Origin of the sequence: Sphingobium sp. IP1 (assembly GCF_002708645.1) — a bacterium.
GTDB classification, from domain to species: domain Bacteria; phylum Pseudomonadota; class Alphaproteobacteria; order Sphingomonadales; family Sphingomonadaceae; genus Sphingobium; species Sphingobium yanoikuyae.
Genome location: NZ_NOIW01000063.1, coordinates 1 through 26787 on the forward strand (window position 1 = coordinate 1; position 26787 = coordinate 26787).

Here is a 26787-nt window from a genome sequence, read left to right on the forward strand (position 1 = left end):
GAGCGACATGCCGGTGCGCATCGGCAAGCCCTATACGGTGCGCGGCACCACCTATGTGCCGGCTGACCAGCCGGGCTATGACCTGGTCGGCTATGCCAGCTGGTATGGATCGGAATCGGGCAATCGCACCGCCAATGGCGAACGCTTCCGGCCGGGCTGGATCACGGCGGCACATACCAGCCTGCCCTTGCCCGCCTATGTCGAGGTGACGGCGCTCGATACCGGGCGGACGATCCTGGTGCGGATCAACGACCGTGGCCCCTTTTCGCGCGGCCGGATCATCGATCTGTCGCGCGGCGCGGCGGAGGAACTGGGGATTCGCGGTCAGGGCCATGCGGCGGTCCGGGTTCGTGCCGTCGATCCGTCGGAAAAGGATCGCAAGAAGCTGCGCAAGGGCAAGCCGGCGGAGGGGCGGCCGCGCGTCGGGGCGGATGAACTGGCCGTGCTGCGCGCCCGTCTGGCGGCGTCCGGCAATGATGCCGGGCGATAATTTTCATCCTTTGACATAAGCTGCTTGACGGGGGAGGGGCGGCCGCATATGTGGCCCTTCTCGCGGGGCAACAGCCCCTGTGGCGATCGTAGCTCAGTTGGTTAGAGCGCCGGTTTGTGGTACCGGAGGTCGCGGGTTCGGATCCCGTCGATCGCCCCATTTCCTTCGGGAATGCGCGAAATGAAACCCCGTCCTGCCTTGGCAGGATGGGGTTTTCGCGTTTCTGGCTTCGGTGATTTTCCTGGCGCGTGGCGGCGGCTTTCCGCTGCCCTGGGTGCAACAAGAAAGGGCGCCCCTTGCGGGACGCCCTTCCTCTGCCGACTAACGCCTATGGGGCGTTGAGACCCAGGTTTAGAAGCTGGCCTTGATCATGCCGCCAATGATGCGCGGTTCGTTGATCATGCCGGTCAGGTTGTTGAAGTCGATCGCGCTGACGGCGCGGATCTGGTTGGTGATGTTGCGGGCGAAGGCCGCGATCTCATAACCATGGTTCGACTTGTAACCGACCTTGAGGCCACCCTCCAGCGACGAACGGCCGCGGAATTCGGCTGCCGAATAGAGGAAATAGTTGATTTTGCTACGATAGGCCCAGTCGGTATAGGCGAAGACTTCGCCCGCGTCGCCGACCGGGATGGCATAGCGCAGGGTCGCATTGGCGATGTAGCGCGGCGCCTGGGGCAGGTCATTGCCATCCAGATAGCTGTAGGTGGTGCCGCCATCGACGAAGGTGTTGCCGGTAGGCGTACACATGCCCGAGCCGCAGACCGCCACGAAGGCGTTCTTGTCGCGGATTTCGGTGAAGTTGTAGCTGCCGCCCACGGTCAGGTTCAGGTGATCGAGCGGCTGCGCCTCCAGATTGCCTTCCAGACCATAGCCGACCGCCTTGTTCACGTTGATCAGGCGGGCCGAGTTGCCGACGCCGCCGACAGCCGTCAGCTGCAGATCGTCGGTGTTCCAGTAATAGGCCGACAGGTCGAAGCGGACCATGTTGGCGATCGCGCCCTTGATGCCGCCCTCATAGGAGATGGTGGTCTGCTTCTTGGCGACCGAGGGGACGCTGAAGAAGGTCACGCGGTCCTGGATCGCCGGGCCCTGATAGCCGGTGGCGACGCGGCCATAGAGATTGACGTCGGGGCTGAGCGCATAGGTGGCGCTGACGTCCCAGGACAGGTTGCTGCCCTGCGCGGTGTTGCTGAGCGGCAGGTCGACGCCGATCAGCTGCGACGAGATGCTGCTGGCGGCGAGCGCCGGATCGAGCGTGATCGTGTCGCGCTTGTCGTCGTGCGAATAACGCACGCCGGCGCGCAGCGTCAGGGCCGACGTCACCTTGGCTTCGCCCGAGGCGAACAGGCCGATATTCTCGTTGGTGTTGTTGTGCAGGATCGCACTCACCCGGTTGCCCGCGAGATCATAGGCATATTCGTTATATTTCAGGCGCTGGTGGAAGAAATAGGTGCCCGCCTGCAGGCGGATGCCGTTCATGTCGTCCGTCGCGAAGCGGAATTCCTGGCTGAATTCCTCCGGCTTGGTCACGCCGCCGGTGTTGGAGTCGAACGAGCCGACGCCGAGCTGGCCGGCGGTGCAGCCGGTATAGGGGTAGCAGCCGCCGCCATCGATGTCGCCGGTGCTTTCGACGCTCGCCTTCTCATAGCCGGTGGTCGAGAAGAAGGTGCCCAGGCCGTCGACATGGAGCTGCATGCGCAGATTGCCGCCGCCCTGCTTCATCGACTGGCTGGTATAGCCGTCCAGGTTGACATGATCCTTGTCGAAGCCGTCGACGAAATGGTTGCTGCCCTGCTTGAAGATGTTGGCGCGGAACACGCGCGGGCTGCCGTCCAGGTCACGATAATGACCGCTCAGCACCGCCTTGAAGTCGCCGGCTTCATAGGCCAGCTGCACGCGGCCGGCCATGTCGCGATAGCCTTCCAGCTCGCTGGCGGCGGTGCCGCCTTCATTGTCGTTCTTGACCCAGTCGTCGCGACGCTGGAGCAGGCCCGACACGCGGAAGCTGAGGCCGTCGGCGATCGGGCCGCCGATCGCGGCTTCGGCATTGACGGTGTTGTAGGTGGCCCAGGAGGCGCTGGCATAGCCGGTGAAATGATCGGTCGGCGCGGCCGAGGTCATCTTGACGACGCCCGCCGGGGTGTTGCGGCCGAACAGCGTGCCCTGCGGGCCGCGCAGCACTTCAACGCTGGCAAGGTCGAACACCGGGAAGCTCTTGAGCATCGGATTTTCGAGCGCGACATCGTCGAGCACGACCGAGACCGGCTGGGCGGCGTTGGGATCGAAATCGGTGTTGCCAAGGCCGCGGATGTAGAAGCGCGGGAAGGTGCGGCCGAACGAGCTTTCGACCTGAAGGCTGGGCGTGCGCGCGGCGAGGAAGCGGACGTCGAGGCCGCTGCTGTTGAGCGCGTCGAGCTTTTCGCCGCCGATGGCGGTCACGGCGACCGGCACGTCCTTGGCATTTTCAGCCCGGCGCGAGGCGGTGACGACGATTTCACCCAGGCCTTCGCCCGATGCGGCGGGCGCTTCGGTCTGGGCGTGGGCGGCACCGATCGGCGCCAGAGCGGTGAGTGCAACGGCGAGCGCGCCGCGCGAAATGCTGGTGAAGATATGCGAAGATGTCATATTTGGCCCCCTTGATTGGCCTGGCATCCGTTTCCCTGCTGGTGTCCGCTGTTGCGGATCGCGCGCGACGCTATGCGCGCGCGGGCCTGGGAGCAAGCAGGACTGTCGCCATTCTGTAGCATCCGTGCAACAGATTTGCCAAAATGCGACAGTCCGACCCGATGGCGCTGTCAGGCCGTGCCCCAGTGCAAAGCGCCGAAGGGACTTCGCACGGGCCGCATTGGCGATTATAGCGCGCGGATGGATGACGCACGCGACCGGGGGCTGACCCTCAACCCCAAATATGACGATCATGGCCTTATCACTGCGGTGGTGACCCATGTCACCTCGGGGGAAGTGCTGATGGTGGCGCATATGAATGCGCAGGCGCTGGCGCTGACGGTCGAGACCGGCCTGGCCCATTTCTGGTCGCGCAGCCGCCAATCACTTTGGAAGAAGGGCGAAAGCTCCGGCCATATGCTCGGCGTGCGCGACATCCGGATCGACTGTGACCAGGATGCCGTCTGGGTGCTGGCCGAGCCGGCGGGGCCGACCTGCCACACCGGCGCGCGGTCCTGCTTCTTCCGCCGGATCGGACCCGATGGGCTGAGCGCGGTCGATGAACCGGGTGTTGATGCGGCGCAATAGCCTTTTCCTGGCATGTCTTCTGGCCGGGTGCCAGCAGGCGGCAACGCCGGGCGCCGCCGCGCCTGATCGCGCCGGGGCTGCGGCTTCGGGGCTGGAGCGCGCGGCGATCGCGACCGGCGCCATTGCCGATGCGTCGAAGGTCGCGCCGGTCGGGCTGTATCAGCGGAGGCATGAGGCAGGGCGGGATTCGCTCTGCGTCCTTCCCGCCAAGTCGGGCGACTATCGTTTCGGGCTGGAGGCGATCTTCGGCACCGAACAGAGCTGCCATGGCGCGGGCACGGCGCGGCGGGCCGGCGACAAGCTGATCCTGAGCTTTTCCGGGGGCAGGAAGTGCATCATCGTCGCCCAATATGATGGCGACCAGGTGGCGCTGCCCGGCGTGGTCGACATGGCCTGTGACCGGCTGTGCGACGGGCGCGGCAATCTGGAAGGGGTGACCTTCCCGCGCATCGCCAATGATGCGGGCGCGGCATTGCGCGCGCGCGATCGCGAGGATGAACCGCTGTGCGAGGCGGACTGAACAGGACGGACTGAACGGGGCTGGCATGTCTGCCAGCCCCGTCAGGTTGATCAGCGATAGCCGGCTGCGGCGAGCAGGGCGACCAGGTCCATCCGCTTGACCTTGAGCGATTCCGGCGCCGACACGTCGATCCATTCGTCGGGCGAGTGACCCCGGCCGCCGGTCGCCGCGCGCGGGATGGTGATGGCCGGGATGCCCAGGCTCATCGGCACATTGGCATCGGTCGAGCTGAAGCTCATGCGCGCGGTGACGCCTTCGGCGGCATAGGCGGCGGCGGTCTGGCGGACCAGCGCCGTGTCGGCGGCGGTGCTGCCGGCCGGACGATCGCCCACGACCTTCTTGTCGACGCGGATCGGCCCTTCCTTGATCGAGCGGGCGCCATTTTCGGTCTCGACCGCCTTGTCCACCGTGGCCAGGAACGCCTGTTCCAGCTTGGCCAGTTCAGCCGCGCTTTCCGATCGCATGTCGACCTGCAGCCAGACTTCCTGCGGGATGGCGTTGACCGACGAGCCGCCGCCCACGACGCTGGCGCTGTAGGTCGTCTTGGGCGACTGGGGCACCGGGATCTTGTAGAGGTCGACGATCGCCTGGCTCATCGCCGTCATCGGATTGACCAGGCCGAAGGCGCCGAAGCTGTGGCCACCGGGGCCGGTGAAGGTCAGGCGATAGCGCTTCGATCCGACGCCGCCATTGATCAGGCCATCGACCGAGCCATCGTCGATCGAGAAGAAGCTGGCGATGCGGTCCTTATATTTGCCCTTGTGGAACAGCTGCTTCATGCCGCGCAGATCGCCCAGCCCTTCCTCGCCGACATCGCCGACGAACAATATGTCCATCGGCGCGCTGATATTGGCGCCGACGATCGCCTTGATGAGGCTCAACTGGGTGGCGAGGCCGGCGACATCGTCCCCGACGCCGGGCGCGTGGAGCTTGTTGCCTTCACGCCGGACCGTGACCGGCGTGCCTTCGGGAAAGACGGTGTCGAGATGGGCGGACACGACGATCAGCTTGCCGCCCGGCTTGCCGCTGCCACGGCGCAGGCCCAGCACATTGCCGCCCTCGTCAATCTCCACATCGGTAAGGCCGGCGGCGCGGAACATGTCGGCATAGGCCTTGGCCCGCGCCTCTTCCTTGAAAGGCGGCGCCGGAATCTGGGTCAGGGTGACGATATTGTCGACCCACTGGTCATGTTCGGCCTCCAGCGCGGCGAAGGCGGCCTTGACCGCCGGGCGCGCGCGGATCGCGGCAATGGCGCGGGCATCGGCCGGTGCGGTCGCGCTGGTGGGCGTGGCGGCACGGACCGGAACCGACAGGGCCGTGCTGGCCAATATTATACAGAGCGCGAACCGCTTCATTCTGGACCCCTTTTATGATGGGCGCACCGGCGTGGGCGCCGGGGTCCGTCTAGCCGGGGAGGCCGGCGCGCATCAATGGCCGATATAGCGGCCGGGGCGGTGGTTGACGAACAGCACGGCGTTGATCGCGGCGGCCGACAGGACGGACAGGCCAAAACGCTCGGCATTGAGGATCGGCAGCGAGGCGAGCAGGATCAGCACGTCGCAGGCCATCTGGGTGCGGCCGGCATTCCAGCCGCGCGATTTCTGCAGGATCAGCGCGACCACGCCGACGCCGCCCACGCCCGCGCCATGGCGCGCGATGGCGAGGATGCCGAAGCCGATGATCGAGCCGCCGAACAGCGCGGCGAAGAAGGGGCTGATCCGGGCGATCTCCATCGCATAGGGCATGGCAAGGCCGACGCCCATGATCGCGATATTGGCGAACAGGGTCTTGAGGCCGAAGGCCATGCCCATCGCCCGCCCGGCGAACAGGAAGAAGGGGATGTTGATCAGCAGGAACAGCGTCGCGGGCGACAGATGGATCAGATAGGACAGCAGCAGCGCGATGCCGGCCATGCCGCCGGTCACCAGCTTTGCATGTTTCAGCAGCATCAGCCCCATGGCGATGAAGGCGCAGCCGATGGCGATCGCATAGAAATCCTCGGCAGGACTATGCGGCCGCGCGACATGGGCGGGCGGAACGGGCAGGGCAGGAGACGGCGCCGGGGGCGTCGGGTCGATCGAGGTCATGGCATGTCCGAAAAGCGTGAGCGCCCCGTGCCATCCTCTCTTGTCGTCTTTGTCCGCGCCCATAGTCGCAGACGGGCATTCTGAAAAGGGGCGTTAACCGGCGTCGACCTGTTTCGGGCCGAACTGGTCGATCGCTTCGAACAGGCGTGTGAGCGCGATCCGTTCCTCCGCGTGGATTTCCGGGCGCCAGACTTCGAACAGCAGGACGACGCGGGTGTCATTGCCCCGGTTCCAGGCCTCATGTTCGATGCTGTCGTCGAAGATCAGCATCTCGCCCGGCACCCAGGTGCGTGTCTGCGCACCGACCCGCAGCGCGCAATTGTCGGCCACGATCAGCGGCAGATGACAGATCAGGCGGGTGTTGAGCAGGCCATGATGGGGCTGGATATGGGTGCTGGGCTTGAGCAGCGACCAGAGCGCCATGGGAGAACGGCCGGTGATCATCGGGCGATCGGCATGGTCGAGCGCGGCCATGACGGCGGGGCAGCGGGCGGCATGGTCCGCCACGATCTCGCCCTGTTGCCAGAAATAATAGGCGCCCCAGGAGGGATCGTCGCGCAGCGGGTTGTTGGGCGCCGGGCGATCGGTGGGCGTCTGGACATAGGGCGCGAAATCGGGCGCGCCGGCACGGACGTCGTTCAGTTCAGCGATGATGGCGTCGGTTGCCGCCTCTACCGCCGGCACCCAGGCAAATTCGTCGCGCTCGTAAAAGGCGCGCTGCGGCAGGCCGGGGAAATAGAACATGCTGGGTTGTTGCAGATAGAGTTCGCTCTTGCCCAGCAACAGGTCGGTCGCCTGCGCAATCCGGGGCAGGGCGGGCAGGTCGGCGATGGCGGCGCTCAGATGATCCTCGAACTTGCGGCCGGACTGGGCGATGCTGGCCTGCGCCTGTTGCAGCAGCGGTTGCAGCGCGGGGGGCGCGCCGGTGGCGGCCGCCTGCGCCAGGGCACCGCGGAACCAGATCGATGCACCGCGCTCGTCGCCGCGCCGGATCAGGTTCTGGCCCATTGCCAGCATGGCGGGCAGGTTGCGCATATCCTGTTGCAGGATGCGGTTGAGCGCGGCCTGTTCGCCGTCCAGATCGTCCAGTCGATTGCAGGCCTGGGCCAGCAGCATGGCCGGGGGATCGGCCATTTCGGAGAGGGTGGCGCGCGCCACCGCCGCGTCGCCGCGGCGCAATGCGGCGATCGCCGCGTCCTGCAAACTCTGTTCGCGTGCCCGATCGTTCATCCGCCCGCCTTAGCCAGCGGAACGGATGGAAGGAAGCGGCTTATTCGCAGGGCACCAGCGCGGGCTGGGTGCTGCGCCGTGCGGTGGCGATGGCGACCAGATAGATGGCCAGGCCGCCCAGCGACAAGGCGCAGCCGATCCAGCCGGTCGACACCAGGCCATAGCCTGCCGCGATCGACAGGCCGCCGAGCCAGGGGCCGAGCGCATTGGCGATGTTGAAGGCGCTGTGGTGCAGCGCGGCGGCCAGCGTCTGGGCGTCGCCCGCGACATCCATCAGTCGCGCCTGCAACGGCGTGCCCATGCCGCCGCCAATGCCGATCAGGAAGACGATGAGGCTGAGGCTCCAGATATTCCCGGCCATGAAGGGGAAGAGGGCCAGCGCCACGGCGCTCCACACGAGGATGCCGATGACGGTGCGGTTGAGCGCGCGGTCGGCGAGCCAGGCAACCGCCAGATTGCCGACCGTCATGCCCAGGCCAAAGACGATCAGGATCAGCGGCACCAGGGTTTCGGACACATGGGTCACCTCGATCATGGTCGAGGCGACATAGGTGTAGACCGCGAACAGGCCGCCAAAGCCGATCGCGCCGGTCAGCAGGGTCAGCCAGACCTGCGACTTGCCGAGCGCGCTCAGTTCGCGCATCGGGCTGGCCTTCGGGTCGCCGGCATCGCGCGGGGCGTAGAGCGCGACCAGGCTCATGGTCAGCACGGCGAGCGCGCAGACCACGAAGAAGCCCGAGCGCCAGCCCAGTATCTGGCCCATCCAGTTGGCGACCGGCACGCCCAATACCGTGGCGATGGTGAGGCCCGACATCACCTTGGCAATGGCTAGCGTGCGCTTCTCGATCGGCACCAGGCTGGCCGCGACCAGGGCGGCGACACCGAAATAGGCGCCATGGGGCAGGCCCGAAAGGAAGCGGAACAGCAGCATCCAGTGATAGCTGGGCGACAGCGCCGACAGGCCATTGCCGACAGCAAACATCGCCATCAGCGCGATCAGCAGCGTGCGGCGCGGCAGGCGCGCGGCAAAGGCGGCGATCAGCGGCGCGCCGACTACCACGCCCAGCGCATAGGCGCTGATCGCATGGCCGGCGGTCGGCAGGTCGATGTGGAGGTCGCGCGCGAAGAAGGGCAGCAGGCTCATGGAGGCGAATTCGGTCGTGCCGATCGCAAAGGCGCCCACGGACAGCGCGAAAAGGACGAGCGCGGGGTGCGCCTTGTGGGACTGGCTGCCCATGACAAGCTCCATGCTGCAATGCAAAATGACGGAAGTCCGCCAGATGGGCCGAGTGACAGCGATGGTCAAGGCTGCATACGTATGAGATTCTTGCAACTGGCAACGCATCTGGTGCAACGCGGCATCGAATGACACTTTTCCAATTAATCGTATATGGTATTCATTGAATATGGGCAGGAATGAGATGAACGGGCAGGGTGCCGTGCTGGCGGGGGCTGGCGCCGTGCTGGCGTCGCTGCTGTCGATGAACATGGGCGCGGCCTTTGCCAAGACGCTGTTCCCGATCGTCGGTGCCTATGGCATCGCGGCGCTGCGCATCTTCCTGGCCGCGATCCTGCTGATGCTGTTCCGGCGGCCATGGCGGCGGCCGATCCCGGCCGATGTGCGCTGGCCGTTGCTGATCTATGGCGCGACCCTCGCGCTGATGAACCTGCTGATCTATCAGGCGTTCGCCCGCATCCCGCTGGGCATCGCCATGGCCATCGAGGTGACGGGGCCACTGGCGATCGTGCTGTTCGGGTCGCGCCGGCCGCGCGATTTCCTGTGGCTGGGCGCGGCGGTGATCGGCCTGTTGCTGCTCCTGCCGCTGCGCAGCGACGCCGTGCTTGATCCTTTGGGTGTCATCTTCGCTGTCGGCGCGGCGGCCTGCTGGGCGCTTTATATCCTGACCGGCAAGCGGGTGTCGGGCGCGCTGCGCGGCGATGCGGTCGCCTGGGGCATGCTGGCGGCGGCGATCCTGGTGCTGCCGGTCGGGCTGACCCATGCTGGCGCGTCGCTCCTTTCGCCCTGGGTGCTGATGGTCGGGCTGGCGATCGCCCTGCTGTCGAGCGCCTTGCCCTATTCGCTGGAGATGGAGGCGATGCGGCGCCTGCCCGCGCCGGTGTTCGGCCTGTTGCTGAGCGCGGCGCCGGCGATCGGCGCGCTGGCCGGCTTCGTCGTGCTGGGCGAGCGGCTGACGGCGCTGCAGGGCGTGGCGATATTCTGCATCATCGCGGCATCAGGCGGCAGCGCGCTGACGGTGCGTCATGCGCCCGCGATCGAGGATGCGCCGCAATAGGGCGGGTCAGCCGCTGACGACGGCCTTGCTGGTATCCAGCATCTTGCCGTTGGTGATGATGACCATGTCGCCGACCTTGGTGACGCCGAACAGCTTCTGCGCAAATTCCTTGGGCACGCCGATGCAGCCATGGGTGGCATAGCCCCATTTGACGTCGCTGCCATGGATGGCGACGCCGTCGCTGGTCAGCCGCTGCATATAGGGCATGGGCGCGTTGTTGTAGGTGCTGGAATAATGGTCGGCGTCCTTCTGCATGATCGGGAAGGCGCCCAAGGGGCTCTGCTTGTCGGTCGCGCCATAGAGGATGACGGCGGCGCCGATTTCATAGCCGTCGCGGAAGACGGAAAGGGTCTGGGCTTTCAGGTCGACGGTGATGATGACCGGCCCCTTGGCCGGCGCGCCTTCCTCGTCCCAGGCATAGTCGCCATGCTCGAAGGGGCCTTCGATCTTGAGCACGCGCTTGACCGCCAGCGCATGGGGATCGACCTTCATGCCCTGGTCGCTGCGCCGTTCGACCAGCGGCAGCGGCTTGGGCGCGGCGGCGGCCTCGGCCGGTTTGGCCTGGGTCGCGTTGCCGGCGTTGCGATCAATCTTGTCGGTCAGCAGCAGCGCGCCGCCGCCCAAGACGGCGCCGATCAGCAGTTTCGGGCCAAGGCTGCGAGCCAATGTGCCGATGACGCCTGCCATGATCTTCCTCGCTTCATCCTTTGCCGGTCAAGCTAACAGCTTAACCGGCAAAGGTTAAGGTCAGCCTTCGCGCGCCACTTCGGCGGCGGCGATGGCGGTCAGGTTGAGGATGCCGCGCGCGGTGACGCCGGGCGTCAGCACATGGATCGGCTGGGCGGTGCCGATCAGCATTGGCCCGACCGTGGGCGAGCTGGACGAAGCGCCGAGCGCCGTCAGCGTGATATTGGCGGCGTCGAGGTTCGGCATCACCAGCAGGTTGGCCGGCCCCTCGAACCGGGAGTCGGGGATCAACCGTTCGCGCAACGCCTGGCTGAGGGCGGCGTCGGCATGCATTTCGCCGTCGACCGCCAGCTCCGGTGCGGCCTGGCGCACCAGATCGAGCGCGGCGCGCATCTTGCGGGCGCTGGGGCTGTTCGATGCACCGAAATTGGAGTGCGACAGCAGCGCGACGCGCGGCTTGAGGCCGAAATGCTGCAATTCGGTCGACGCGAGCAGCGTCATTTCCGCAATCTGGTCCGGCGTCGGGTCCGGCACCATATGGGTGTCGGTGATGAACAGCGCGCCGGCGTCCAGGATCAGGCCCGACAGCGCATAGATGCGGCTGTGGTTGGGCGCGCGATCGATGATGCGCAGCACATGTTCGACCTGGCCCCAATATTCGGAGCGGCCACCGACCAGCGCGGCGTCGACCCGGCCGGTACGCAGCAGCATGGCGGCGGTGACGGTCGGGCGGCGATAGACATGGCGCAGGATTTCGTCTGGCGGCACGCCCTTGCGCGCGGCGATGGCGCGATAGGCCTCGACCAGTTCGCGCATGATGTCATGATCCGTCTCGGGATCGATCACCTCGACATCACGGTCGAGCTGGAAGCTGAGGCCCATGTCGGCCAGCTTCTGTTCCAGCAGGCGGCGGCGTGCGACGATGGTCGGCTTGACGATGCCTTCGTCCAGACCGTCCTGGATCGCGCGCAGCACGCGCTCATCCTCGCCCTCGCCATAGACGATGCGGCACTGGCTGCCGCGCGCGGCATGGAAGACCGGCAGCATCAGCTGGCCCGAGCGGGTGTTCTGGTGCGACAGGGCGCGCTTATATTCTTCCAGGTCCAGCGTCTTGGTGGCGACGCCGCTGTCCATCGCCGCCTTGGCCACGGCACCGGCAATCTCGCCGATCAGGCGCGGATCGAACGGGGTCGGGATGATGTAATCGGCGCCGAACACCAGCTTGCGACCGCCATAGGCCTGCGCCACGCTGTCATGCGCGGGCATGCGGGCGAGGGCGGCGATCGCGTCGGCGGCGGCGACCTTCATCGCTTCGTTGATCTGGGTCGCGCCGCAATCCAGCGCGCCGCGGAAGATATAGGGGAAGCACAGGACGTTGTTGACCTGGTTCGGATAGTCCGACCGGCCGGTGGCGATGATCGCGTCCGGGCGCACTTCGCGCGCGGCTTCCGGGCGGATTTCCGGCTCCGGATTGGCAAGCGCGAAGATCAGCGGATTGGGCGCCATCAGCGGCAGCCATTCCGGCTTCAGCACGCCCGGCGCCGACAGGCCCAGGAACAGGTTGGCGCCCGGCAGCACGTCGGGCAGGGTGCGCGCGTTGGTGTCGCGGGCATAGCGCGCCATGTTGGGCAGCATGCCTTCGCGGCCCGAATGGATGACGCCGTCCTTGTCGGTCATCGTCACATTGTCGATCGGCAGGCCCATCGAGACGAGCAGGTCGACGCAGGCGAGCGCGGCGGCGCCGGCGCCCGAGGTGACGAGCTTTGCATCGGCCAGGGTCTTGCCCTGCAGCACCAGCGCGTTGCGCACGGCCGCGGCGACGACGATGGCGGTGCCATGCTGATCGTCATGGAAGACCGGAATGTTCATCCGTTCCTTCAGGCGCCGTTCGATCTCGAAACATTCGGGCGCCTTGATGTCTTCCAGATTGATGCCGCCAAAGGTCGGCTCCAGCAGGGCGACGGCTTCGACGAACTTGTCCGTGTCGGTGGTGTCGACTTCGATGTCGAACACGTCGATGTCGGCGAATTTCTTGAAGAGGACGGCCTTGCCTTCCATCACCGGCTTCGACGCCAGCGCGCCGATCGCGCCGAGGCCGAGGACGGCGGTGCCGTTGGAGATGACCGCGACCAGATTGCCGCGCGCGGTATAGTCCAGCGCCTTGGCGGGATCGGCAGCGATCTCCTCGCAAGGGGCGGCCACCCCCGGCGAATAGGCCAGCGCCAGATCGCGCTGGTTCACCATGCGCTTGGTCGGCTCGATCGCGAGCTTACCGGGCTGGGGAAGGCGGTGATAGTCTAGGGCGGCGCGGCGGGTGTTATCGTCCATGCGATGCGCCTTAGAGACTGTGTTCCGCTAGGGCAAGCCAGTGCGGTTCGTCCGCGACTCCCACGGCGGCGCAAGGGCATATTGCGCAGCAAGAAAGTCGACGAAGGCGGTGATGGCCAGCGGCGGATTGGCCTGTGGCAGTTGCACGGCATAGAGGGCGACGTCGCTCGATCCTTCATGATCGGGCAGGATCTGGCGCACGTCGCCCTGCGCCAGCGCGTCGCTGATGTCCCACAGCGAACGCAGCGCGATGCCGCTGCCCGACAGCGCCAGTTCGCGCACGACTTCGCTGCTGTTGGTGCGGATATGGCTGTGGCCATCGATCGCGACCGGCCCCTTGGGGCCGATCAGCCGCCAGGGTAGCTGGCCGTCGGCGGCGAGCAGGCGGTGATGCTTGAGGTCGGCGATGCGGCGCGGCGTGCCGAAGCGGTCGAGATAGGCGGGTGCGGCGCACAGGATGCGCCGATTGGGCGCGAGCCTTCGGGCGGTGAGGCCGGCCCCCGGATCGGCGGCGATGCGGATGGCCAGGTCCGCCCGGCTTTCGATCAGATCGACATAGTCGTCCGACAGGTCGAGCCGCAGGTCGACGCGCGGATGGTCGTCCAGGAAAGGCTGGAGATAGGGCGCGAGATGCATGCGGCCAAAGGAGGTCGGGGCGGTGATTCGCAGCGGCCCGGACGCAATCGCCGACACGCCCGATACGCGACGTTCGGCTTCGTCGAGAGAGGCGAGGATCGCGCGCAGGTCGCCATGGAGCCGCTCGCCCGCCGGGGTCAGCGCGAGCCGGCGGGTGGTGCGGTGGATCAGCCTGGCGCCCAGCCTGTCCTCCAGCCGGGCCAGCCGCTTGGACATCATCGCCGGCGATATGTGGAGCCGCCGTCCAGCGGCCGCCAGCCCGCCTTCATCGACGATGCTCACGAACAATTCATGGTCCGGGTCCATCATATTCGTTCACCACAGGAAAGTCTCTATTCGAATAATAGCGTCTACACGGCATAATTGGAAAGGCGTAAAAGGACGACATAGCAAGGAGTGGATTGCATGACCGACCGCATGATCGAACGCGCCGGCTTGAAGGTTGCACAAACGCTGGCCGACTTCATCGAGCAGCGCGCGCTGCCGGGCACGGGCATTGATGCCGACGCCTTCTGGGCGGGCACTGCCGACATATTGGCGCGCTTCACCCCCGACAATGCGGCGCTGCTGCGCACGCGCGATGACCTGCAGACGCAGATCGATGCCTGGCATCAGGTGCGCCGGGGGCAGGCGCACAACGCCGCCGCCTATCAGGCCTTCCTGCGCGAGATCGGCTATCTGGTCGAGGAACCGGCGCCGTTCGCGATCGGCAGCGAGAATGTCGATACCGAAGTCGCCCGCATGGCCGGGCCGCAATTGGTCGTCCCGATCCTCAACGCCCGTTTCCTGCTGAACGCTGCCAATGCGCGCTGGGGCAGCCTGTATGACGCGCTCTATGGCACGGATGCCATAGCGGGCACGGCTTCGGGCAAGGGCTATGATGCGGCGCGCGGGGCGCAGGTCATCGCCTGGGCCAAGGCGTTCCTGGACGATGCGGTTCCGCTGGCAACGGGACGCTGGGCCGATCTGGCCGGCGGAGAAATCGTCCTGGCCGATCCGGCGCAGTTTGTCGGCACCAGCGCGAAGGGCAGGTTGTTCCGTCATCATGGCCTGCATATCGAGGTCGTCTTCGATCCCGCGCATCCGATCGGCGCGACCGATCCCGCCGGCATATCCGACGTCATCCTGGAATCTGCGCTGACCACCATCTGCGACCTGGAGGATTCGGTCGCGGCGGTCGATGCGGCGGACAAGGTCACCGCCTATGCCAACTGGCTGGGGCTGATGCAGGGCGATCTGACCGAGACGTTCGAGAAGGGCGGGCGGCAGATGACCCGCGCGCTCAATCCCGATCGCGCTTATGCTGCGCCCGATGGCAGCAGCTTCACGCTGCCGGGCCGCAGCCTGTTGTTCGTCCGCAATGTCGGTCATCTGATGACCACGCCGGCGATCGCGCTGCCCGATGGGCAGGACGCGCCCGAGGGGATCATCGACGGCATCGTCACCAGCCTGATCGCGCTGCATGATCTGGCCAAGGCGGATGGCAACAGCCGCGCGGGCAGCGTCTATATCGTCAAGCCCAAGATGCACGGGCCACAGGAAGCCGCCTTCACCAACCGCCTGTTCGACGCGATCGAGGATATGCTCGGCATGGCGCGCCACACGATCAAGGTCGGTGTCATGGATGAGGAGCGGCGCACATCGGCCAATCTGGCGGCCTGCATCCATGCCGTCCGCGACCGGATCGTCTTCATCAATACCGGCTTCCTCGACCGCACCGGGGACGAGATGCACACGTCGATGCAGGCCGGGCCGATGATCCGCAAGGGCGAGATGAAGGCGAGCGACTGGATCACGGCCTATGAGGATCGCAACGTCCAGATCGGCCTCGCCTGCGGCCTGTCGGGCCGGGCGCAGATCGGCAAGGGTATGTGGGCGGCGCCCGATCGCATGGCCGACATGCTGGAGCAGAAGATCGGCCATCCGCGGAGCGGCGCCAACACCGCCTGGGTTCCGTCCCCGACGGCGGCGACGCTGCACGCGACCCATTATCACCGCGTCGACGTCTTTGCCCGTCAGGAAGAACGCAAGGCCGAGGGCATTGCGTCGCTCGACAAGTTGCTGACCATTCCCGTCGCGGTCGGCCGCAATTTCTCCGAAGAAGAGATTGCGCAGGAACTGGACAATAATGCGCAGGGCATATTGGGCTATGTCGTCCGCTGGATCGACCAGGGTGTCGGCTGTTCCAAGGTTCCCGACATCCATGATGTCGGCCTGATGGAGGATCGCGCGACCTTGCGCATTTCCTCGCAGCATATGGCCAACTGGCTGCTGCACGGTGTCTGCACCGCGGAACAGGTTGATGCTGCGCTAACCCGCATGGCGGCCAAGGTCGATGCGCAGAATGAAGCCGATCCGCTCTATCAGCCGATGAGCGGGCGGGAGGGCGAGAGCCTGGCCTTCCAGGCAGCACGCGCCCTGGTGTTCGAGGGTGTCGAGCAGCCCAATGGCTATACCGAGCCGTTGCTGCACGCCTATCGCGCCCGCGCCAAGGCGGAGGAAGTCCTCGAGATAGCGTAAACTTCGCTGTCACTCTTTCCCATGCTGCGTTAGCCCTGATCGGGTCGCAGCATGGGAGAGGCGCCATGACCATCATCGTCCATCATCTGAACAATAGTCGTTCGCAGCGCATCCTGTGGCTGCTGGAGGAACTGGGCGAGGCTTATGACGTGCGCCGCTATGAGCGGGACCGCAAGACGATGCGCGCACCCGCTGCCCTGCGCGCCGTCCATCCGCTTGGCCGGTCGCCGGTGGTGGAGGTGGATGGCCATCGGCTGATCGAGACCGGGGCGATCATGGAATATCTGGTCGCGCGGGCCGGTGGTCGCTTCGGCGCGCCGACCGAGGCGGAGGGCGCGATCCGCTGGCGCCAGTTTCTCCATTATGCCGAAGGATCGATGATGCCGCCGCTGCTGGCCCTGCTGGTGGTCGGCAAGCTGGGCCTGCTCGGCCGGCCGGCGCGGCCGACGGTTCAGGGGATGCTGGACGATCATCTCGACTGGCTGGAAAGCGAACTGGCAAGCCGCCCCTATTTTGCCGGACCGGACTTCTCCGCTGCCGACATGATGATGAGCTTTCCGATCGAGGCGTCGCGGGCGCGCGGCGGGCTTGACGAATCGCGTCCGCATCTGATCGGGTGGCTGGAGAGAATACAGGCGCGGCCCGCCTATCAGGCCGCGCTGCGCACCGGGGGACATTATGCTTACGCCTGATCGCCGCACCTTGTTTCGCTATGCCGCTGCCGGGGTTGCCACCGCGCTGGTCAGTCCGCGCCTGTTCGCGCAGGAAAAGGCGGTCGAGGCGCTCCAGTCGATCACCCGCGACGTCACCCCGATCGGCAAGGCCGAGCGCGCCGACCGGCTGGCGCGGGCGCAGAAGATGATGCAGGCGCAGGGTATCGACGCGCTGCTGGTCGAACCGGGCGCGAGCCTCATCTATTATAGCGGCATCCGCTGGTGGCGTTCCGAGCGGCTGACCGCGCTGGTCATTCCGGCCAGCGGTACGCCTCTGGTCGTCTGCCCCTTTTTCGAGAAGCCCTCGATCGACGAATCGCTCGCCATTCCGGCCGAGGTCCGCGTCTGGCAGGAGCATGAAAGCCCCTATGCACCGATCGCCGACTTCCTGACCGCGCGCGGCCTTGCAAAGGGGCGGATCGGCATCGAGGAGACGGTCCGCTATTTCGCGGTCGATGGGCTGAAGGCCGCGCTGCCCGCCGCGACCCTGGCGAAAGACCCGGTGACCCGCGCCATCCGCATGCGCAAGACGGCGGCCGAGATCGCGCTGATGCAGAAGGCGGCGGATGTCACCATGGGCGCCTATCGCTGGACCCATCCGCAGGTGAAGGCGGGCATGACCCCGGCCGATATCGGCGCGCTGATGAGCGCGGCGACCAGCGCGCTGGGCGGCAAGGGCGAGTTCAACCTGATCCTGCTCGGCGAAGCGGCCGCCTATCCGCATGGCTCGGGCAAACCGCAGTCGGTGCGCGCGGGCGAGGTGGTGCTGATGGATTGCGGCTGCACGGTCGAGGATTATCAGTCCGACATCAGCCGCACCTTCGTCTACGGCGCCGCGCCCACGGCGCAGCAGCGCAAGCTGTGGGACGAAGTGGCGCAGGGGCAGCAGGTCGCGATCCGGGCGGCGAAGCTGGGCGTGGCGGCCGGCACGGTCGATGATGCGGTCCGCGCTTATTATGAGAAGCTGGGCTATGGCCCCGGCTACAAGCTGCCCGGCCTGTCCCACCGCACCGGCCATGGCATCGGCATGGAGGGGCATGAGCCGGTCAACCTCGTCCATGGCGAGACGACCAAGCTGGACATCGGCATGTGCTTCTCCAACGAACCGGGCCTCTATCTGCCCGGCGCGATGGGCGTGCGCATGGAGGACTGCTTCCACATGACCGCGAACGGGCCGCAATGGTTCTCCAAGCCGCCGATGTCGATCGAGGCGCCGATGGGGTAATTCCTCCCCGGACCGGAGAGGGGGACGGTGCCCGCTCAGAGGGGCTATTTCGCGAGTAGTCCTGAATATGCAACGGCGGTGAATTTATCTGTTGGAAATTCTTTTATGATTTCAACTCTGGCTGAAGATGCCGTGACGCTGTGAACGACGAACTTTGCGCCTTCGATTTCGATGGTTGCCGGGAGTTTTGAAAGGTCTATTTCTCGCATGTGCTTGAATTGTGGTCGCTTTGCTAAAGATGTAAGGGGCTGATTGCTAATGGTGCCATGGACTTCCGGGTCGAACTCGGTTGTCATGGTGCCCGATCCTTTTTGATCGGCTAAAATCAATCCAACGGAAAATCTGTTCCCGTCGCGCATAATGGCCGGGCCAATATAAAATTGCTGAGTATCGGATTTTTCGACGATATATGGAATGGCAATTTTATTTATACTGTCTTCGTGAATGGCGATTGGTTGGTAAGAGGGGTTGTCTAAGCCCAGCAGATAAACCGGCAACGGCGCTTGATCATTTACCGGCCTGGTAATAGTGGCATTCATCCCGCGATCAAGAATGCCATCGTTATTGTCATCGGATACGCAAATCCGTGCCTGTATTTTGAACATGCCTGATGATGCGCTGTATTCACTGTCAGGGCTGCAATAGATTTTTCTATGGGTTTCGGAAGTTAGTACCCGAAAATAGGGTGTGATTGCTGAAAAACTGACTGGCGCAGATTTTTTTGCCATCGGCATTATGAACAATTCGGCCGTTGATGTCATGTTTAGGTGAGCAGCTTCCGCCGCTAGCACGGGTTGTAGAAATATGCCCTTGCCGAACTCTACCTCTTCTGTCGTGTGGGCGTTGGTTGGGAGCACCTTCATCGCCCAAGCTGCCTTGCGCCAACTTTCGCCGCTTTGCTGTTGTGCTAGAGCGGTGCTGGTCGCGAGAAATGCCAAGGAAGCTATCAAGCCTTTCAAAGGTGTCATTCCTGTTCCCATTTTATATGTAGCTATTTGTTTGGTGCTGAAGTCGCAGAGATGTCTTGGGCTGTTCGCATATTTGTGGCATGCAGGCCAAGAGGCATCGCTCATCGAGCGGCTTATCTTTCGATAATGATTCCCTTGGCGCACCACGGATCGCTTTGGCGACCAAATCCCCCGCTTGTGCGGCGGGCCGCTTCCCACTAAATCGCGCGCATGACCTCGACCAACGACATTCGCCGCAGCTTCCTCGATTATTTCGGGGCCAATGGCCACACCATCGTTCCGTCCGCGCCGCTGGTGCCGCACAACGACCCGACGCTGATGTTCGTGAACGCCGGCATGGTGCCGTTCAAGAATGTCTTCACCGGTCTGGAAACGCGCCCCTACAAGACCGCGACGTCGAGCCAGAAGTCGGTCCGCGCCGGCGGCAAGCACAATGATCTGGACAATGTCGGCTATACCGCGCGCCACCACACCTTCTTTGAAATGCTGGGCAATTTCAGCTTCGGCGACTATTTCAAGGAACAGGCGATCCATCATGCCTGGACCCTGCTGACCAAGGAATGGGGCCTGCCCGCGGAAAAGCTGACGACGACCGTCTACCACACGGACGACGAGGCGTTCGATCTGTGGAAGAAGATCGCGGGCTTGCCCGATCACAAGATCATCCGCATCCCGACCAAGGATAATTTCTGGGCGATGGGCGACAGCGGCCCGTGCGGTCCCTGCTCGGAAATCTTCTACGACCATGGCGACCATATCTGGGGTGGTCCTCCCGGATCGCCGGAAGAGGATGGCGACCGCTTCGTCGAGATCTGGAATCTCGTCTTCATGCAATATGAGCAGGAAGCCAACGAGATCGTTTCGGAACTGCCCAAGCCCTCGATCGACACCGGCATGGGGCTGGAGCGCATCGCCGCGGTGATGCAGGGCGTCCATAACAATTATGATATCGACACGTTCAAGGCGCTGATCGCCGAGAGCGGGGCGCTGACCCGCACCGCGACCGATGGCGAGTTCCAGGCCAGCCACCGCGTCATCGCCGACCATCTGCGCTCGACCAGCTTCCTGATCGCCGACGGCGTGCTGCCGGCGAATGAAGGCCGTGGCTATGTGCTGCGCCGGATCATGCGCCGTGCCATGCGCCACGCGCACATCATCGGTGCCAAGGATCCGCTGATGTATCGCCTGGTGTCGAGCCTGGTGTCGGAAATGGGCGGCGCCTATCCCGAACTGGTCCGCGCCCAGCCGCTGATCGAGGAAACGCTGCTGCGCGAGGAAACCCGCTTCCGCAAGACGCTGGAAAACGGCCTCAAGCTGCTGGACGAGGAGGTCCGAGTTATCAAGCGGCGTCATGATGATTGGATCGAAACTCAAAACTTCGGTGATAATGAGCCTGACGCCATCCGTTATCCGGCAGAAATGCCGAAGCCGGATTTGGTTCTGCCGGGCGAGACCGCGTTCAAGCTCTATGACACCTATGGCTTCCCCTATGACCTGACCGAGGATGCGCTGCGCACCCAGGGCCTGTCTGTCGACCGTGCCGGCTTCGACGCCGCCATGGCCGAGCAGAAGGCCGCCGCGCGCGCCGCCTGGAAGGGATCGGGCGAGAAGGCGTCGGACGAGATCTGGTACGACATCGCCGAAACGCTCGGCAGCACCGAGTTCATCGGCTATGCCTCGACCAAGGGCGAGGGCGAAGTGCTGGCCCTCATCAAGGATGGTGCGCGGGTCGATGCGGCGTCGGCCGGTGACAAGGTGACGATCATCACCAACCAGACGCCCTTCTATGGCGAGAGCGGCGGCCAGAATGGCGACGCCGGCACGATCACCACGCTGGGCGGCCTGGTGGCCGAGGTTGCCGACACGTCCAAGCCGCTCGGCCGCCTGCATGCACATCAGGCGACGATCAGCGCGGGCAGCGTCAAGGTCGGCGACACCGTCAACCTGACGGTGGATGTCGAACGCCGCGATCGCATCCGCGCCAATCACAGCGCCACCCACCTGCTTCATGCCGCGCTGCGCAAGGAACTGGGCGGCCATGTCACCCAGAAGGGCAGCATGGTCGCGGCCGACCGCCTGCGCTTCGACTTCTCGCATCCCGAGGCGCTGACCCAGGCGCAGATCGCCAAGGTCGAGGCCGATGTGAACGCGCAGATCCGTCATAATGACGAGGTCATGACCCGGCTGATGACCCCGGACGACGCGATTGCCGCCGGCGCGATGGCGCTGTTCGGCGAGAAATATGGCGATGAAGTCCGCGTCCTTTCCATGGGTAAGGGCGACGACCATAGCTATTCGGTCGAACTGTGCGGCGGCACCCATGTCCGCGCGCTGGGCGACATCGCCTTGTTCAAGATCGTGTCGGAAAGCGCCGTGTCCTCGGGGGTGCGCCGGATCGAGGCACTGACCGGCGAGGCGGCGCGCCTGTGGCTGGTCGAGCGTGACGAGAAGCTGCGCCAGACCGCCGCCGCGCTCAAGACCACGCCGGAAGAGGTGCCCGCGCGCATCGCCGCGCTGGTCGAGCAGAGCCGCAAGCTGGAGCGGGAACTGGCCGAAGCCAAGAAGGCGCTTGCGCTGGGCGGTGGTGGTTCGGCCAAGGCGGCCGGTCCCGAGAAGGTCGGCAGCGTCGACTTCCTGGGCCAGGTGATCGACGGCCTCGACCCCAAGGAACTGCGTGGCATTGTCGACGGCAACAAGAAGACGCTCGGCAGCGGCGTGTCGGCGGTGCTGGCCGTGGTCGATGGCCGCGCGACCATTGCGGTGGGCGTGACCGACGACCTGACCGGCAGCTTCAGCGCGGTCGATCTGGTCCGTGCGGGCGTCGAGGCGCTGGGCGGCAAGGGTGGCGGCGGCCGTGCCGACATGGCCCAGGGCGGCGGCCCCGATGGCGACAAGGCGCAGGCCGCGATCGACGCGGTCAAGGCCGCGCTCGCCAGCGTTCCGGCCTGATGACAGGGGGAGGTGCGCGACAAGTGCGCCTTTCCATTTCCATGCTGCGCCTGATCCTTGCATCCTGTCTGCTCGCCCTGCCGATGACGGCGCGGGCGGGGGAGGCGGTGACCATCACCTCGCCCGAGCCGTTGCCGGCCGCGCATGATCGCGCGCGTCTGTTCCTGGGCGGCAGCATCGACATGGGCAAGGCGACCGATTGGCAGCGCGACATGATCGCGGCGCTGGCCGACGAGAAGGTGACGATCCTGAACCCGCGCCGGGCGGACTGGAACCCGGCCTGGAAGCCGGAGGCCAGCGAGCCGCATTTTCGCCAGCAGGTGGAATGGGAACTGGCCGCGCTCGACAGCGCCGACATCATCATCCTCTATCTGGCGCCGGGCACGCAGAGCCCGGTCAGCCTGCTGGAATTGGGCCTGCATGCGCGCGGCGGAAAGCTGGTCGTGCTCTGTCCCGACGGCTTCTGGCGCAAGGGCAATGTCGACATCACTGCCGCCCGCTATGGCGTGGAACAGGTGTCGACGATCGAGGAACTGACCGCCGTGGTCCGTCGGCGCATCGGCACGGTCAACAGGGCGCTGTCCGCAGCCGATTGACCCGCCCCTGCGCGCCTGACAGGGTGCGGTTCAGGGGGATATATGGCCAGCATTGCAAGCACATCGTCGCAGCCCAAGGGGATTGCGCCCGACCGTTATGAACGCGTCCTGGCGGCGGCGTCCGTCATCCTGCTCGCCGTGGTGCTGACCGCGATCGGGCGGGGGCATGGGCAGTGGGGGCAGGTGCCGGGCCTTGTCTGGTTCCATCTGCTGACGATCCTGGTCGCGCTGGCGCTGACGCCGGTGATGCTGTTGCGGCGGCGCGGCGATGGGCGGCATCGCTGGCTGGGCTGGGTGTGGAGCGGCGCGCTGTTCCTGACCGCGCTTGACAGTTTCCTGCTGCACGGGCCGGGCAGCCGGTTCAGCATCATCCATATCCTGTCGATCTTCACCCTGATCCAGGTGCCGATCATCCTGCTGTCTGCGCGGCGCCATGACCTCAAGCGCCATCGCCGGTCGGTGCGCGGCATGGTGACGGGCGCGCTGCTGATCGCCGGCTTCTTCACCTTCCCGTTCGACCGGATGCTGGGCCACTGGCTGTTTGGCTGAATCGCCGTTTGAGAAAGCCGGTATCAGCCCGCGCCCCCGCCCAACCACCCGACAGGATGACACTGGATCGGGCGGTTGGGCGGGGGCGCGGGCTGGTACCGTACCGAAAAATCGCCCTTTCGCGATTTTTGAAACAGGCTCTAAGAGGCTGCCATGGATCTGACAGCTTTGATCGACGATATCGTGGCCGCCATGGCCAGGGAGACGGAGCGGGGCACGGTCGCCAGCTATATCCCCGAACTGGCGAAGGTGGATGCCGGCCAGTTCGGGATCGCCATCGCCACCGCCGACGGGTGGCTGTTGACCGGCGGCGACGCTGACACCGGCTTTTCGATCCAGTCCATTTCCAAGGTGTTCGCGCTGACGCTGGCGCTGGGCAAGGTCGGCGACCAGCTGTGGGACCGGGTCGGGCGTGAGCCGTCGGGCAATGCCTTCAACTCCATCGTCCAGCTGGAGCAGGAACATGGCATCCCGCGCAATCCCTTCATCAATGCCGGGGCGATCGTGGTGGCCGATGTCAATCTGGGCGGGCATCAGCCGCGCGTGGCGATCGGCGAGATGCTGCGTTTCGTGCGCTATCTGGCCGGCGACGACGCGATCCGCATCAATGAGGAGGTGGCCGCGTCGGAAACGGCGACCGGCTATCGCAACATGGCGCTGGCCAATTACATGCGCGCCTTCAACAATGTCCGTCATCCGGTCGATCTGGTGCTGGGCAGCTATTTCCATCAATGCGCGATCGAAATGAACTGCCGGCAACTGGCGTTGGCAGGGCGTTACCTGATGCTCGACGGGCGGCATCCCGAGGGTGGACGGGTCGTGTCGCCCAGCCGGGCGCGGCGCATCAACGCGCTGATGCTGACCTGCGGCCATTATGATGCATCGGGCGATTTCGCCTTCCGGGTCGGCATTCCCGGCAAGTCGGGCGTGGGCGGCGGTATATTGGCGATCGTGCCCGGCCGCGCGGCGATCGCGGTCTGGTCGCCGGGCCTCAACACCAGCGGCAACAGTGCGCTGGGCACCAAAGCGCTGGAGATGCTGGCGCGGCGGACCGGCTGGTCGGTGTTCAGCCCGCCCGAAGTGCATCAGGGCTGACGCGGCGACGCGACAGTCGAAGTTCACAGTGTCGTCAGCATGGATTTGGGCCATTTGCACCGGAAACGCGCCTGCCACGCGCCACCGACGCGACAGTGACGTAACAATCGGGGCACGGCCACGCGCCTTCGACGCGACAGGGAAGCGACAGCCAGGCGACAGCGCCGCAACAGTCACTGCCGATCAGCCGCGATGTGGTGCGTGCGTTCCATCGGCAAGGATAGAACAGAGACAGGCGAAATAGGAAAGCCCTAGCGCCTCAGGGCACTTCGTCCTGGCGCAGGCGGCGCAGGCGGGGCGCGGACTGGAGCTGGGCGGCTTCCTTGATGCCGACGCGCAGGTCCTCGCGCGCCTGATGGATCGAGGCGATCACCGGCCCCATGGCGACGCCGAGGTCGACCAGCGCGGTTTCGGCCAGTTGCAGCGAGCTTTCGAGCGTTTCGGGCACGGCGTCGCTGGCCCCGGCCTTGTAGAGTTGCGCGGCATGATCGGCGTCGCGGGCGCGGGCGATGATCGGCAGGTCGGGCACCCAGCCACGCACCCGCTTGGTGACGCGCACCGACAGGACCGGATCGTCCATCGTCAGGATGAGCGCGCGGGCATGGCCGAGGCGCAGGCGGTCGAGCATTTCCGCACGCGCGACGTCACCGAACAGGATGGGGTAGCCCAGGCGTCGGGCCTCGGCGACGACATCGGGGTCGGATTCGACGACGATGAAGCGCTGGCCATGGGTCTTGAGCAGGTCGCAGACCATCTGGCCGACGCGGCCGAAGCCGATGACGACGGCCGCCGCCTCGGTCTGGTCCGGTTCGGTCTCGACCCGTTCCTCGCCAATGGCATTTTCCAGCCGCTGGGCGATGTCATGGCCGAAGCGCGCGAGCAGCGGCGTGATGGTGAGGCCGATGGCGGTGACGATCTGCCAGAAGGCAGCGGTGGAGGGCAGGATCAGCTTGGCCGCCGCCGCCGCCGACAGCACGATCAGCGTGGTTTCCGAGGGGCTGGACATCAGCACGCCGACTTCCAGCGCGACGCCCTTGCGCACGCCCGAGAAATAGAGAAGCAGGCCGGTGACCAATGTCTTGGCGACGACGACGCCCAGCACGGCGAGCAGCAGGCTGGGCCAGTTGGCGAGGATGACGCGCAGGTCGAGGCTCATGCCCACGGTGATGAGGAAGACGCCGAGGGCCAGCCCCTTGAACGGCGCGGTCATCACCTCGACCTCGCCATGATAGTCGGTCTCCGCGATCAGCAGGCCCGCGAGCAGGGCGCCGACGATCGGCGACAGGCCGGCGATCGAGGTGGCGAGGCTGGAGAGGATGACGACCAGCAGGCTGGCGGCCAGGAAGACTTCCGGGCTTTTGGTGCGTGCCGCCTGACGGAAGATATGGGGCAGGAAGATGCGGCCGAAGACCAGCATCACCGCGATGGTGAGGCCGCCCTTGAGTAGGGTGGTCGCCAGTTCGTTCCAGGCGGCATCCGGGCTGGTCGCGACCGAGGGGGCCAGCGCGCCGAGCATGAAGATGATCGGCACCAGCGCCAGATCCTCGAACAGCAGCATCGAGAAGGCGGAGCGGCCGACCGCGCTCTGGGTACCGACCATCGGCAGCACCACGGCGGTGGAGGACAGGGCGAGGGCAAGGCCGAGGCCGATCGCGCCGGCGGTCGGCTGCCCCAATAGATAGAGGCCCATGGCAATGAGCGCGGCGCTGCCCAGCAATTCGGTCGCGCCGACGCCGAACACCTGCGCGCGCATGCTCCACAATCGCCGGAAGCTCAGTTCCAGCCCGATGGAGAAGAGCAATAATATGACGCCCAGTTCGGCAAATGGCTCAATCGCTGCCCGGTTGGAGATGGTGACATGATAGAGCCAGGGATATTGGCCGACCAGCGAGCCAAGTCCTGCGGGGCCGACGGCAAGTCCCACAAGGATGAAACCGATGACGGGACTAATGCGGAAGCGGGCGAAACCGGGAATGACCAATCCTGCTGCGCCCAGGATGACGAGGGAGTCGCTGAAGCTTTGCGGATTGATTGCATCGGTCATGAGGCATCATTGCGGGTGGCGCACGGAAATACCAGCCTTTTGCCAAAAGAATTCCGGGCAAATCGCCGGTACAGGCGGGCTCGGGCGGGCGCGGGGCGATGTGACATTTGCGTTACCGGCCTGTAATTTTCCGGACATCCCGGTGCAAAATCGGCGGCGCTAGAAGGGCGGTCGGTTTTGCTATGGACGAATGGTGATGGGAATGATGGCTGCGCCGCTGCAAGATGCGCCGATCAGTGCCGGGGATATCCTGATCTGGGCAAGGGTCGAGCAGGCCCTGGCCGGCAAGAATGCCGCCCTTGCGGCGCAGATCAATGCCCGCGCATGCGGCCGCAGCATGAGCCCCACCGCCGATGTCGAGATTGCGTCCGAACTGGCGCGGATGGAAGAGGGGCAACTGGTCAGGCTGTGGCTGGGCGCCGACGATCCCGAACATCCGACCCGCCGGGAAATGCTGGCGCTTGATCGCCTGGCGCTGATCAGCGCCGATTTCTGATTGTCGAGAAAAGCCGCCTGGTGCGGACGATGGGACTTGAACCCATATTCCCAGGGGGAGGCGGATTTTAAGTCCGCTGCGTCTACCGATTTCGCCACGTCCGCG

General features: G+C 65.4%; 22 protein-coding genes and 2 tRNA genes. 13 read left to right on the top strand and 11 right to left on the bottom strand.

Going from position 1 to position 26787, the window contains the following annotated elements; genetic code table 11:
* Window positions 1–490: septal ring lytic transglycosylase RlpA family protein (locus CG471_RS19305; protein ID WP_257211608.1), on the top strand; the 490-nt coding region annotated here is incomplete at its 5' end.
* An 82-nt stretch (window positions 491–572) separates the two neighbouring features.
* A tRNA-His gene (locus CG471_RS19310) sits at window positions 573–649 on the top strand.
* A gap of 192 nt (window positions 650–841) precedes the next feature.
* Here the strand turns inward: CG471_RS19310 and CG471_RS19315 are convergent.
* Window positions 842–3118 carry a TonB-dependent receptor gene (locus CG471_RS19315; RefSeq protein WP_099233126.1) on the bottom strand — a complete coding sequence of 759 codons (2277 nt, stop codon included), beginning with the start codon at window positions 3116–3118 and terminating at the stop codon, window positions 842–844.
* 240 nt (window positions 3119–3358) lie between these two features.
* On the opposite strand from CG471_RS19315, the gene hisI reads away from it, so the two are divergent.
* Entirely contained in the window at window positions 3359–3745 is a 387-nt protein-coding gene (gene hisI / locus CG471_RS19320; RefSeq protein ID WP_099233154.1) for a phosphoribosyl-AMP cyclohydrolase, read from the top strand.
* A complete protein-coding gene (locus CG471_RS19325) occupies window positions 3732–4265 on the top strand; it encodes a hypothetical protein (protein WP_180275747.1) in 534 nt (177 codons plus the stop codon). The genes hisI and CG471_RS19325 overlap by 14 nt, the downstream gene beginning before the upstream one ends.
* A gap of 50 nt (window positions 4266–4315) precedes the next feature.
* On the opposite strand, the gene CG471_RS19330 is transcribed toward CG471_RS19325, so the two are convergent.
* The 4 genes from CG471_RS19330 to CG471_RS19345 all read right to left on the bottom strand — a co-directional run bounded on the left by CG471_RS19330 (window position 4316) and on the right by CG471_RS19345 (window position 8819).
* Complete coding sequence (locus tag CG471_RS19330) at window positions 4316–5620, bottom strand: M20/M25/M40 family metallo-hydrolase (RefSeq protein ID WP_099233130.1); 1305 nt, start codon at window positions 5618–5620, stop codon at window positions 4316–4318.
* Window positions 5621–5692: 72 nt separating this feature from the next.
* Entirely contained in the window at window positions 5693–6352 is a 660-nt protein-coding gene (locus CG471_RS19335; protein WP_180275745.1) for a YitT family protein, read from the bottom strand.
* A 93-nt stretch (window positions 6353–6445) separates the two neighbouring features.
* Window positions 6446–7582: an aspartyl/asparaginyl beta-hydroxylase domain-containing protein gene (locus tag CG471_RS19340; RefSeq protein ID WP_099233134.1), complete on the bottom strand. Its 1137-nt coding sequence runs from the start codon at window positions 7580–7582 to the stop codon at window positions 6446–6448.
* A gap of 40 nt (window positions 7583–7622) precedes the next feature.
* On the bottom strand, window positions 7623–8819 hold the full coding sequence (locus CG471_RS19345) for an MFS transporter (protein WP_037521766.1): 1197 nt from the start codon (window positions 8817–8819) through the stop codon (window positions 7623–7625).
* Between the two features lie 184 nt (window positions 8820–9003).
* On the opposite strand from CG471_RS19345, the gene CG471_RS19350 reads away from it, so the two are divergent.
* Window positions 9004–9876 carry an EamA family transporter gene (locus tag CG471_RS19350; protein WP_097385688.1) on the top strand — a complete coding sequence of 291 codons (873 nt, stop codon included), beginning with the start codon at window positions 9004–9006 and terminating at the stop codon, window positions 9874–9876.
* A gap of 6 nt (window positions 9877–9882) precedes the next feature.
* On the opposite strand, the gene CG471_RS19355 is transcribed toward CG471_RS19350, so the two are convergent.
* From CG471_RS19355 to CG471_RS19365, 3 genes are read right to left on the bottom strand one after another with little or no spacing between them, the layout of a single operon-like run.
* Window positions 9883–10563: a L,D-transpeptidase family protein gene (locus CG471_RS19355; RefSeq protein ID WP_010337124.1), complete on the bottom strand. Its 681-nt coding sequence runs from the start codon at window positions 10561–10563 to the stop codon at window positions 9883–9885.
* Between the two features lie 60 nt (window positions 10564–10623).
* The gene (locus tag CG471_RS19360; protein WP_004207688.1) at window positions 10624–12891 is read right to left on the bottom strand and encodes an NADP-dependent malic enzyme; all 2268 of its coding nucleotides are present in this window, start codon (window positions 12889–12891) and stop codon (window positions 10624–10626) included.
* A gap of 27 nt (window positions 12892–12918) precedes the next feature.
* Window positions 12919–13836: a LysR family transcriptional regulator gene (locus CG471_RS19365; protein WP_099233136.1), complete on the bottom strand. Its 918-nt coding sequence runs from the start codon at window positions 13834–13836 to the stop codon at window positions 12919–12921.
* A gap of 96 nt (window positions 13837–13932) precedes the next feature.
* On the opposite strand from CG471_RS19365, the gene CG471_RS19370 reads away from it, so the two are divergent.
* The 3 genes from CG471_RS19370 to CG471_RS19380 all read left to right on the top strand — a co-directional run bounded on the left by CG471_RS19370 (window position 13933) and on the right by CG471_RS19380 (window position 17985).
* Window positions 13933–16047 carry a malate synthase G gene (locus CG471_RS19370; RefSeq protein ID WP_099233138.1) on the top strand — a complete coding sequence of 705 codons (2115 nt, stop codon included), beginning with the start codon at window positions 13933–13935 and terminating at the stop codon, window positions 16045–16047.
* A gap of 65 nt (window positions 16048–16112) precedes the next feature.
* Entirely contained in the window at window positions 16113–16739 is a 627-nt protein-coding gene (locus tag CG471_RS19375; RefSeq protein ID WP_017500908.1) for a glutathione S-transferase family protein, read from the top strand.
* Entirely contained in the window at window positions 16726–17985 is a 1260-nt protein-coding gene (locus tag CG471_RS19380; protein WP_099233140.1) for a Xaa-Pro peptidase family protein, read from the top strand. The genes CG471_RS19375 and CG471_RS19380 overlap by 14 nt, the downstream gene beginning before the upstream one ends.
* Window positions 17986–18029: 44 nt before the next feature.
* On the opposite strand, the gene CG471_RS30275 is transcribed toward CG471_RS19380, so the two are convergent.
* Window positions 18030–19223, bottom strand: a complete 1194-nt coding sequence (locus CG471_RS30275) for a hypothetical protein (protein WP_143560250.1) — start codon at window positions 19221–19223, stop codon at window positions 18030–18032.
* Between CG471_RS30275 and alaS the strand changes: the two genes are divergently transcribed.
* From alaS to CG471_RS19400, 4 genes are all read left to right on the top strand, one after another.
* Window positions 19164–21902: an alanine--tRNA ligase gene (gene alaS / locus CG471_RS19385; RefSeq protein ID WP_099233142.1), complete on the top strand. Its 2739-nt coding sequence runs from the start codon at window positions 19164–19166 to the stop codon at window positions 21900–21902. The genes CG471_RS30275 and alaS overlap by 60 nt on opposite strands.
* 23 nt (window positions 21903–21925) lie before the next feature.
* Entirely contained in the window at window positions 21926–22498 is a 573-nt protein-coding gene (locus CG471_RS19390; RefSeq protein WP_257211609.1) for a nucleoside 2-deoxyribosyltransferase domain-containing protein, read from the top strand.
* A gap of 42 nt (window positions 22499–22540) precedes the next feature.
* Entirely contained in the window at window positions 22541–23047 is a 507-nt protein-coding gene (locus tag CG471_RS19395) for a DUF2306 domain-containing protein (RefSeq protein WP_099233146.1), read from the top strand.
* 153 nt (window positions 23048–23200) lie between these two features.
* Window positions 23201–24142: a glutaminase gene (locus CG471_RS19400; protein ID WP_099233148.1), complete on the top strand. Its 942-nt coding sequence runs from the start codon at window positions 23201–23203 to the stop codon at window positions 24140–24142.
* A gap of 259 nt (window positions 24143–24401) precedes the next feature.
* Here the strand turns inward: CG471_RS19400 and CG471_RS19405 are convergent, their stop codons facing one another.
* A complete protein-coding gene (locus CG471_RS19405) occupies window positions 24402–26186 on the bottom strand; it encodes a cation:proton antiporter (protein ID WP_004207677.1) in 1785 nt (594 codons plus the stop codon).
* Between the two features lie 196 nt (window positions 26187–26382).
* Here CG471_RS19405 and CG471_RS19410 point away from each other — a divergent pair, with 196 nt between their 5' ends.
* Window positions 26383–26682 carry a hypothetical protein gene (locus tag CG471_RS19410; protein WP_099233156.1) on the top strand — a complete coding sequence of 100 codons (300 nt, stop codon included), beginning with the start codon at window positions 26383–26385 and terminating at the stop codon, window positions 26680–26682.
* 18 nt (window positions 26683–26700) lie between these two features.
* Here CG471_RS19410 and CG471_RS19415 read toward each other — a convergent pair.
* A tRNA-Leu gene (locus tag CG471_RS19415) sits at window positions 26701–26786 on the bottom strand.
* Window position 26787: the final 1 nt, after the last annotated feature.